The organism is Lentilactobacillus dabitei, from assembly GCF_019061365.1.
In the GTDB taxonomy this organism is placed as follows: domain Bacteria; phylum Bacillota; class Bacilli; order Lactobacillales; family Lactobacillaceae; genus Lentilactobacillus; species Lentilactobacillus dabitei.
This window is the reverse complement of sequence record NZ_JAHPPD010000094.1, coordinates 1-9,494: the sequence shown is the minus strand read 5'-3', so window position 1 is coordinate 9,494 and position 9,494 is coordinate 1. Positions and strand designations below refer to the sequence as shown.

At 41.4% G+C, this 9,494-nt stretch carries 8 protein-coding genes; 3 read left to right on the top strand and 5 right to left on the bottom strand.

Annotated elements, in window-relative coordinates; translation table 11 throughout:
- Positions 1-175: 175 nt before the first annotated feature.
- The 5 genes from KTE19_RS11590 to KTE19_RS11570 form a co-directional block, all read right to left on the bottom strand.
- Positions 176-1,621, bottom strand: coding sequence for an NAD-dependent succinate-semialdehyde dehydrogenase (locus tag KTE19_RS11590; protein ID WP_217342336.1), 1,446 nt, complete (start codon positions 1,619-1,621; stop codon positions 176-178).
- Positions 1,622-1,988: 367 nt separating this feature from the next.
- Positions 1,989-3,332 (bottom strand): MFS transporter, encoded by a 1,344-nt coding sequence (locus tag KTE19_RS11585; RefSeq protein WP_217162122.1) that lies wholly within the window; start codon positions 3,330-3,332, stop codon positions 1,989-1,991.
- 95 nt (positions 3,333-3,427) lie between these two features.
- Positions 3,428-3,877 carry a universal stress protein gene (locus KTE19_RS11580; RefSeq protein ID WP_249778651.1) on the bottom strand — a complete coding sequence of 150 codons (450 nt, stop codon included), beginning with the start codon at positions 3,875-3,877 and terminating at the stop codon, positions 3,428-3,430.
- A gap of 32 nt (positions 3,878-3,909) precedes the next feature.
- Positions 3,910-5,511 (bottom strand): Nramp family divalent metal transporter, encoded by a 1,602-nt coding sequence (locus KTE19_RS11575; protein ID WP_217342335.1) that lies wholly within the window; start codon positions 5,509-5,511, stop codon positions 3,910-3,912.
- A 172-nt stretch (positions 5,512-5,683) separates the two neighbouring features.
- A complete protein-coding gene (locus KTE19_RS11570; protein WP_217162135.1) occupies positions 5,684-6,154 on the bottom strand; it encodes a MarR family winged helix-turn-helix transcriptional regulator in 471 nt (156 codons plus the stop codon).
- Positions 6,155-6,517: 363 nt separating this feature from the next.
- Here KTE19_RS11570 and KTE19_RS11565 point away from each other — a divergent pair, with 363 nt between their 5' ends.
- The 3 genes from KTE19_RS11565 to KTE19_RS11555 all read left to right on the top strand — a co-directional run bounded on the left by KTE19_RS11565 (position 6,518) and on the right by KTE19_RS11555 (position 9,260).
- Entirely contained in the window at positions 6,518-7,111 is a 594-nt protein-coding gene (locus tag KTE19_RS11565; protein WP_217342334.1) for an NAD(P)H-dependent oxidoreductase, read from the top strand.
- Positions 7,112-7,214: 103 nt separating this feature from the next.
- The gene (locus KTE19_RS11560; protein WP_249778650.1) at positions 7,215-8,363 is read left to right on the top strand and encodes a glycoside hydrolase family 3 protein; all 1,149 of its coding nucleotides are present in this window, start codon (positions 7,215-7,217) and stop codon (positions 8,361-8,363) included.
- A gap of 21 nt (positions 8,364-8,384) precedes the next feature.
- Complete coding sequence (locus KTE19_RS11555) at positions 8,385-9,260, top strand: tyrosine-protein phosphatase (protein ID WP_217342332.1); 876 nt, start codon at positions 8,385-8,387, stop codon at positions 9,258-9,260.
- Positions 9,261-9,494 lie beyond the last annotated feature (234 nt).

Genomic DNA, 9,494 nt, shown 5'->3' with positions numbered 1-9,494 from the left:
TTCATGCCTAATAACAAAAAAGCATCACCTTTCGGTGATGCTCATAAGTCGCCATCAATACGATTTGACTTTGACCCCTTTTACTTAAAACCATACGCAAAAAATTCGCCAGGGATCATGACTCCCTGACGAATTTTTACTTGAAATCACGCGCATCGATTAAACATAGCGCGGATTATTTTGTTTTACTTAATTTTTTAGGTTGTGGATCCGTTGCGACTAATCCACCGGCCAAATTGTTCATGTTTGGTTTAGCAGTCTTGACAATTAATTGTTGATTAATGAAGGCTTCTTCACCAATGTGGCTCATTTCACGGCCGTAACCTGAAAGTTTAACCCCACCAAATGGTAATTCTGGCAATGTTGACATGAAGTTATTGACAAAGACCATCCCAGTTTCGATTTGAGAAGCAACTTCAGCGCCGTGATCTTCATCACCAGCAAAGACAATGCCGCCAAGCCCATAAGGGTTATCGTTGGCAAGATCAATGGCTTCTTGCTCGCTGTGAACCTTGTAAACACAAGCAATTGGGCCAAACAACTCGGTGTCATATGCTGGATTGTTTTTGCTGATGTTGGTCAAGATTGTTGGCTTGAAGAATTGGCCTGGCAAATCAATTGGTTCATTTCCATATTCAACCTTAGCACCGGCCGCAATGGCTTCATCCAATTGGCCTTGAAGCTTATTCTTCGCTTTTTCGGTGTTCATTGGTGCAAGTGAAGTTGCAGGATCCAGTGGGTCACCTGGTTGAACTTTACTGAATTTATCTTTAAGGGTATCGACAAATTCATCGTAAACGTTATCCATGACAATGAACCGCTTGGATGACGTACATACTTGACCAGTATTATAAAGACGTGCGCGCCATGTGATATCAGCAACATCGTCCATATTAGCATCCCCGAGGACAATGAATGGGTCCATGCCACCAAGTTCCATTGTGTTCTTCTTCAGGTTCTTACCAGCGGCCTCAGCAACGGCAGTACCACCACGCTCAGAACCAGTTAACGCAACACCCTGAACTCGTGGATCGGCAATTGCTTCGCCAACTTGATCATAACTTAAGAATAAATTGGTCAATGAACCCTTGGGTGCCCCAGCTTCGGCAACAACGTCGCAAAACATTTGAGCTGAAGTTGGCGTGTTAGCAGCATGTTTCAAAATCATGGTATTGCCAACCATGAAGTTAGGCGCAAATACCCGCATAATTTGGTAGTATGGGAAGTTCCATGGCTCGACCATCATGATTACCCCAGTTGCATGCTTTTGAATCTCGGCATGACCAGTTGCGATCGTGTCCACTTCTTCTGGCTGAAGCAGTTCCTCACCATGATCAGCAAACCAATCAGCGATAATTGCAACTAATTCAACTTCACCTTTTGATTCACCAATTAGTTTTCCCATATCAATGGTACAGGCTCTGGCAAGTTCATCTTCATGTTCACGTAACTTGGCAGCGACGTTATGAAGGATTTTTGCCCGTTCAGAAATTGGCTGCTTCTTCATTGCCCGATAGGTTGCGTCACTTTCAGCAAGTGTTTCGCCAAGTTGAATATCTGTTGCAAAAGGATACTCCTTAACAACTTCATTATTGTAAGGATTAACAGTTCGATATGCCATTGTACACCCTCCTAAAGTAAGTGAGCGGATCCAAGCGGTTAGAGATCGGAGTGTAAATCTCCTCGAACGGAAATTCCGGTTTTGGGAATTTTCGTTTGAGGTGCTTACATGCAGATCTCTGCTTGGAGGAGCTGTCCTATTATATTGGATAACCTAATGGAAACGTCAATAACGGCAAAGCAGCTCATTGAAACTTGAACAGCTGCTCTGCGGGAATGAAAAGCGACTGACGTTTTATCATCCACAAAAAGATTACCACAAAATGAAAAGGGGTACAATTGAACGCCTTGTGATTTTCAAAACAATCACGTTGTTCACTTATACATTGATTTTGTATTGAAAACTGCTTACATTTCACAAATAGCAACTATGCCGTGGCTTTCACCGTATCTTTAATTTTGAATACTAAAAAGATTGCAATGATTTCAATAATTAAAAATGTTAAGAAAACCCCATTAAAATTTTGATTCCCTAATACAACCGTTGCGATCACAATAGCCGTTGAACCCATAACCTGACGCACCGTGGCGATGACTGATGAGCCATGGGGAATGAGGTCATTTGTCAGTGAATTAGCTCCAAGCGTTGTTGCCGGCATCATTGCAAAGGCATTACCGGATTCAATGACCATGGAACAAATAATGGCAATCCAAATGTTCTTAAGTCCTGAACACAGCAGCAAGGCACCCCAGCCAACGATAAACAGCCCAAAACCAATTAAAATGACTGGCTTAAAACCAATCCGATCGGCCAAGCGACCACTGCGGCGATTTAACCATGACAAGAATGCAGCGGCCGGCACAAGTGACAAGCCAGACCAAAGAGGTGTTAACCCAATAACTTGCTGGTAATACAGTGGCATAATGATCGTCACGGTGATCAGTGACATATATGATAATGAGGTTAAGGCAACCCCAAGATCAAAATTAGGAATCGCCAAGATATCCAGTCGTAACAGTGGTGCTTTCATGTGCAGCTGGCGTCGAACAAACAAATAGAGCAAGATGAGCGATACTAATAAAATTCCCCAGTTGAGGTAACTTGCCATTGTCATATGCGAAATTTCGTTGATAAAATACAGCAGTCCAATGATGCCAAGCGACATAAAGACGGAAATAAAATCAAACTTAGTTGATTTTATTTTCATCGGGCTTACAACCGTCTTGATAGCAAAAATGAAAACAACTGCCAAAACGACTAAAAAGAAACCAAAGATTGCTTGCCAATTAAAAATCTGTAGTAGGACACCAGATACGATTGGACCAACAGCTAATGCGGAACCCATCACCAGGCCGACCGTTCCCATAACGGTTCCCCGTTTAGAAGTTGGCGTAATTTCGAGAATGATTGATTGATAAGATGGAAACAGCACGCCAACACTAAACCCTTCCATTAATCGGCCAACCATCATAATCAAGAAGTTGGGCGCAAAAATAATAATCAGCGTTCCGATCACAAAATTGATCAATAAAGAAAGGTATAACGGCTTAAATTTGAAATTATTCATCAGCCATGGCGATAGCGGCATAACTACAGACATAATTAGCATGAAACCGGTTGTCAGCCAAGCAATTGTGCTAGCTGGCAAATTAAAGTATTTCATAAAAGTTGGATAAGCCGTTGATAGTGATGACTGACTAATCGACATCGTAAACGTTCCAAGTAATAGAGTTGCCACGAACCACTTGCGGCGATTCTCTGTAAGTTCCAAGATACAACTCCCCCTTTCGACATTTTTACGAAAACAGGACCGGAAATAAGAATTTCCGATCCTGTTTTCGTATTATTCTGGACTCGGTAATCGGCCTAACGAACAACCATTACTGAAATCGGTGCATACTTAGCCATATAGGCAGCTTGTGAGCCGAAGTACTTTCGAACACCAGTCTTTGACAGTGATCCAACAATTAACAAGTCAGCTTTAACAGCAGGAATAATTGTTTTAACAATTACTTCGCCGGGGTTGCCTTCCTCAATAACCGTGTCGACAGCCTTAACGCCTGCGCGAAGTGCTAAATCACGATATTGATTGATATGTTCTGCCAATTCTTTACGTTCACCGTGGACATAATCTTTACTAAGTGCTTGGTAAACATTCATGTCTTCGGGTTCCAAAACGGACGCAATGACCAATGAGGCGTCAGAAAGTCGGGCTTCAGAAATTGCATAACGAAAAGCCAATTGTGCGTCAGGTGAATCATCAACACCTACTAAAATTCTTTTAAACTTGGTATGTGGCATTTCATTTTTATCCATACTAACAATGCCCCTCCTCTCAATTCTCTATACTACTCTTCTGACTGTTTACTTTCATCATAATATTCTTCAGTTGTTTCAAAACGCTTTGGCATTTTGTTACGACTTTGATATAGATCATAAACTGTCCATAGGAGAAGCAAGACAATGGCAACAATGATTCCATAAGCAATGCCATGAGCCAGAGCCAAAGTTCCTGCAGAAGGATTGGCACCGAAGAAACTAGCAATGTTATCTGGCAAGCCTTTCATGTTAAGGAATGTCAAACCTAAAACTGAAATCCAACCAAGAATCTTAACCCAAAGGGTGTTCTTGAACCGATCACCCATTTCCTTCGCATTATCCGTCATCATTAATAATGGCAACATTGAGAACGGTAGGGCAAACGCTAGGAAGACTTGAGAGTTGTTCATTAAAGTATTGAGCGCCTCATGTTGTCTGATTGGGGATTCACCGCTAGTCATCGCAACACAAATTAAAACAGGAATAACTGAAATCAAACGGGTAACCAAACGACGAAGCCACAATGGCATCTTCATATGGATAAATCCTTCCATGATAACTTGACCAGTTAAAGTACCGGTAATGGTTGAATTTTGTCCTGAAGCTAACAGCGCAACAGCAAACAGAATTGAAAGAATTCCAGACTTGGCAACCGCAATCAGGATTCCATTACTCAACATTGAAGTATTTGATAAAGCATCAAATAATCCGAAGAATGATGGATCCTTTACAGCACCAGTCTTAAATACGGCAACACCCATGATCAACAGCAAGGAGTTAATAACCCAAGCACATGACAATTGAATGTTTGAATCCCAAGTTGAGAAACGGACTGTACGCGCAACATCCTCTTGGTCGTTATGATCAACTTTACGAGTTTGTGAAATAGCTGAATGCAAGTAAAGGTTATGAGGCATAACAGTCGCACCAATAATTCCCAAGGCACCAGTTAATGGTGTATCACCGTTAACATGATCTGCACTTGAGAATGTTTGACCTGTTGGGATCAAGCCTTTAAGCATAGCGCCAATGTTTGGTTCTGACAAAGCAACTTCATAAACGAAAACAAACAGAATTACTAAAATCAAACAAACAACGATTGCTTCAATTTTTCTAAAACCAACTTTAGTCAATAATAGCAAAAGCAAAACATCAAACACAGTGATAAACACGGCGTAGACAAGTGGAATATGAAACAGCAGGTATAACGCAATCGCCGCACCAATAACTTCCGCAATATCAGTCGCCATAATCGCCAACTCAGTTAATATCCAGAGGACATAACCAAGTGATTTACTCGTTCGGGCTCGAATTGCTTGAGCCAAATCCATCTGAGACACAATACCCAGTTTAGCCGCCATATATTGTAGCAACATCGCAATTAAACTCGACATTAAGATAACAGACATCAGTAAATACTCAAAGTTTTGACCACCGGTGATTGAAGTCGACCAGTTACCGGGATCCATATATCCAACGGCAACTAGTGCACCAGGTCCAGAATACATGAATAATGTTTTCCAGAATCCTCGTCCTTTTGGAACTGCAATCGTCCCGTTAATCTCTTCCAAAGAAGGTCCATTTGCATAATGAATCAAATGTTGCTTCTTTGGCCCTTTTTCTTTTGGCATCAAAGTACCTCCTCATATTTTAGTACAGATTTATACTATCATAGTTTTAACCATTGTAAATCCTTAAATTTGGGAAACCTAACTTTGTTTTAAACAAAAATAAAAAGAAATTTGTTTATATATAAACAAAGTAAGCGGTTGTAATTTTCTATCAAAATAAAAAGTTTATTTTTTATAATTGGCGTAATTCATTTAGTTTTTTCAAAAATTCTCTCACAACCTGAAGATCGGCTAGCGTAAATTGGTCGGTTAATTCTTGAAGTTTGTCATTCATTTCCTGATGATACCGTTCATGAATGGCGTTGATCTTCTTTGCAAGACTGGTTAATTGAAGATACGTTTCTTTTTTATTCGCTGGTTTATGAGCCTTGGTCAGCAATCTCGCATTGGCAAGCTTATTCACAATTTTAGAAACCGCGCCTTGCGTCAAAGGCAGCCCAGCCGCAACATCAGAAATCATGACATCTTCGCCATGTGCCACTACCTGAATAACGTGGAGATCATTAATTGTTAATCGGCTGGCCAATTTGGTGTCGATTAGTCCTGTTCCTTTAACCTGATTAAGGATCGTCTGATCAATATCCCGGCTTCGAAAAATTTCGAGTTGGGCTTTAATTTGGTTTGTTAAACTAGTTGGTTTCATTTTAAATTCCTCGGAATATATTTTGACATTTTTTAATGTTCTGCTATACTCATTATATTCCTTGGAATGTATTTTGAAAAGCTACTCGATTAGTATTAGGACAGCTCCTCAAAGCAGAGATCTGCATGTAAGCACCTCGAACAAAAATTCCCAAAACCGGAATTTTCGTTCGAGGAGACTTACACTCCGATCTCTACCGCTTTGCTCCGCTCACTTCTTTTAGGACAGCTCCTCCAGGCAGCAACCTGCACGTAAGCACCTTTGGCAAAAATCCCAGAATCGGGGATTTCTACCAAAGGAGACTTACGCTCCGGTTGCAAAATCGCCTGGATCCGCTCACTTTTATTTAAAGGACATTTTATTATGAAAACAATACTTATTTTTGACCATCCATATACTTTGGCAGCTAGTGAAAACCAGCCACACTTTAGAAGCTATAGTGCCGCGGTTCCCCAACGAACCATTAGTTATTTGCAAGCAAACGGTGATACCGTTGATGTCATTGACTTACACAAAGACAAATTTGACCCCGTTATGCATGCCGCCGATCTTTCAAACTGGCGAACCAGGCACTCACTTAACGACCAAGTGGATGGCTACTTCAACCGACTGGCAGCTGCGGAACGAATTATCTTTGTCTTTCCTATTTGGTGGGAGGTCATGCCCGCCATGACGAAGGGATTTATTGACAAGGTCTTTAGCAAAAACCGTATTCCAAAGGACAGCCCTAAGAAGCTCTTCGCCAACCAACCCCGCATTCATATTTTTACAATTGCTGGAACCCCCACTTTTCTTTATCGGTTGAAGTACGGTAATCCGGTTATCAAATCACTTAAGCGAGGAACGTTTCAAAAAGTTGGCGTTAACAATGTTCACTGGCATAACTTCAACGCTGAAGATGAATCAGCCGCTAAACGGATAGCCGATTTGGCTCATATTCAAAAGTTTCTTAGATAACGTCAAAAAGTTAATTAATTGACGATACCCATGACTATTCATTCATTTTTATCATATAATAATTATGTTGACATAATTATTATATTTAGGGAGATTGGGTAAGTTGAACATTAATCTTAAGCAGGTCGCATCATTCACTATGATTACAGCCGTATCGTTTGGGCTAGGGGTATCAATCCCTCATGCAAGCACAGACTTAATTGCCTCAGGAACTCATCCGAAGCAGACTAACGAGCAAAAAATCGATAATCAAATTAAGCATATGACTCTTAATGAAAAAATTGGCCAATTATTTGTAACCGGAGTATCAAATAATAAATCCATAACGAAACACGATATCAAGAAATACCATCTTGGTGGCATTATTTTGATGGGAAACAATTTCGTTGGTAGCAAGACTTCTTTCAAACACCGTCTTAAGAGTTACCAACACAGCGCCAAGATCCCCTTAACCATTTCAACTGACCAAGAAGGTGGCACTGTCTCTCGGCTGAGCGCCAACAAACGAATTTCTGGTCACAACTATTATTTGTCACCACAACAGGCGCTTCACCGCGGCGGGATGAAGAAAGTCTTGTCGATGTATCGTTACCAGGCCAAACAGCTCCACGCCCTGGGAATTAATTGGGACTTTGCGCCGGTGGCCGATGTTTCGCTGCACAAAAGTAGTTTCATTTATGATCGAACAATCGGCAAAGGTTATGTCAAAACGTCTAAGTATATTGCCGCAAGTGTGCCGGCAATTCAAAAACAGCACGTGGCCGCAACCCTCAAACATTTTCCTGGCTACGGCTCGGCCGCTGATACCCACACTGGATCCGCCGCGGTCAGCCGGTCACTTAAGTCATTCGAATCAAAAGACTTCCGGCCATTTAAGGCGGGAATTAAGAGCGGCGTTGATTCTGTCATGGTGACCCACATCATTTTGAAAAAAATTGATCCACACAAGCCAGCCTCGCTTTCGAAAAAAGATATTCACCTACTTCGCAAGGATCTTGGCTTTAAAGGGGTCATCGTCTCAGATAGCTTACAGATGCAAGCTGTTGGTAATTATGCCCGATCACATCATGTTTATCGGGATGTGGCCGCATTTAAAGCCGGCAATGATGTCCTGTTAACCAGCGATTATAAACGGGGAATTCCTCAGCTAAGACGAGCTGTGGCAAAGAAGCAAGTTTCGGTCAAGCAAATCAACGCGTCTGTTAAGCGAATTTTGACAATGAAAGACAAAATTGGGTTGAACATTCATTAATTTTTCTGGGGGGGGATCAATATGAATGATCATCATTTCATCCGAATCACATTATTTGGAGTTATTTGTCTTAGCTGGGGATTATTACAACCGACTGATGTTAAGGCCAGTGCCCAAAAGGTTTATGGCACCCCAATTCATTTAGCAGGCACTGTCAATACTCACGATTTAGGTGGCATTGTAGCCAAGAACGGTTGGCACATTAAGCCAAACCGGCTCATCCGTTCGGCTGCTTTGACTCATTTATCGAAAACTGACCAGTGGAAACTAACCAAGAACGTTAATTTAAAAGTGGTTTGCGATTTTCGCTCTACAGGTGAAATCAAAACGGCTAAGGATACTAGGATATCGGGGGTTAACTATCGTCACGATAGTGTCATGGCAAATAAAAACTTTGGGGTGCACACCACTCGCCAATACGCAAACCAGTTGGCAAACAAGCAGCCAAATAATATGCAGCTGTTTTATCAAAAAATGGTTACAAGTTCCCATAGCATCAAAGCCTACCGTTCGTTCATGAACCAACTCCTGAAACAAAAACACGGCGCTCTTCTATACCATTGCACCTATGGAAAAGATCGGACCGGAATTGCCACGATGCTGATTCTTGCCTGCTTGGGCGTTTCCAAGCAAACGATCATGAAAAACTACTTGGCTTCGAATCACGATTTACAAAACACAGTTCACAAGGAGTACCAGCAGTTGAAACGAGTGACTCATAACAAACGGGCCCTGGCCAATTTTAAACGATCCAAAACTGCTAAGGCGGCTTATCTTAATGCTGTCTACCATGCAATCGATCAGCGCTATGGCTCAATGAGACATTATCAGAAGACCGCATTAAGATTATCCAACAGTGATATCCAAAAGTTACGGACGATGTACCTAACAAAATAATGCAGAGACATTTAGCAAATTTGATGGCAGAAAATAACGAAGCAGGGCAATCATTCCCAGGTCCGGGATGGTTACCCTGCTTCGTTATTTTGAGACTGGGACAATAGGCGTTTTGATCCCAGAATTTAACGAAAAGAACCAATTATTCCTGATTTTGAACTGAACCCCTTGAATTGGAGAAATCTAATTCAAGGGGTTTTATTATGTTTCCTTATGAAGTTAAAATGGCCGCTA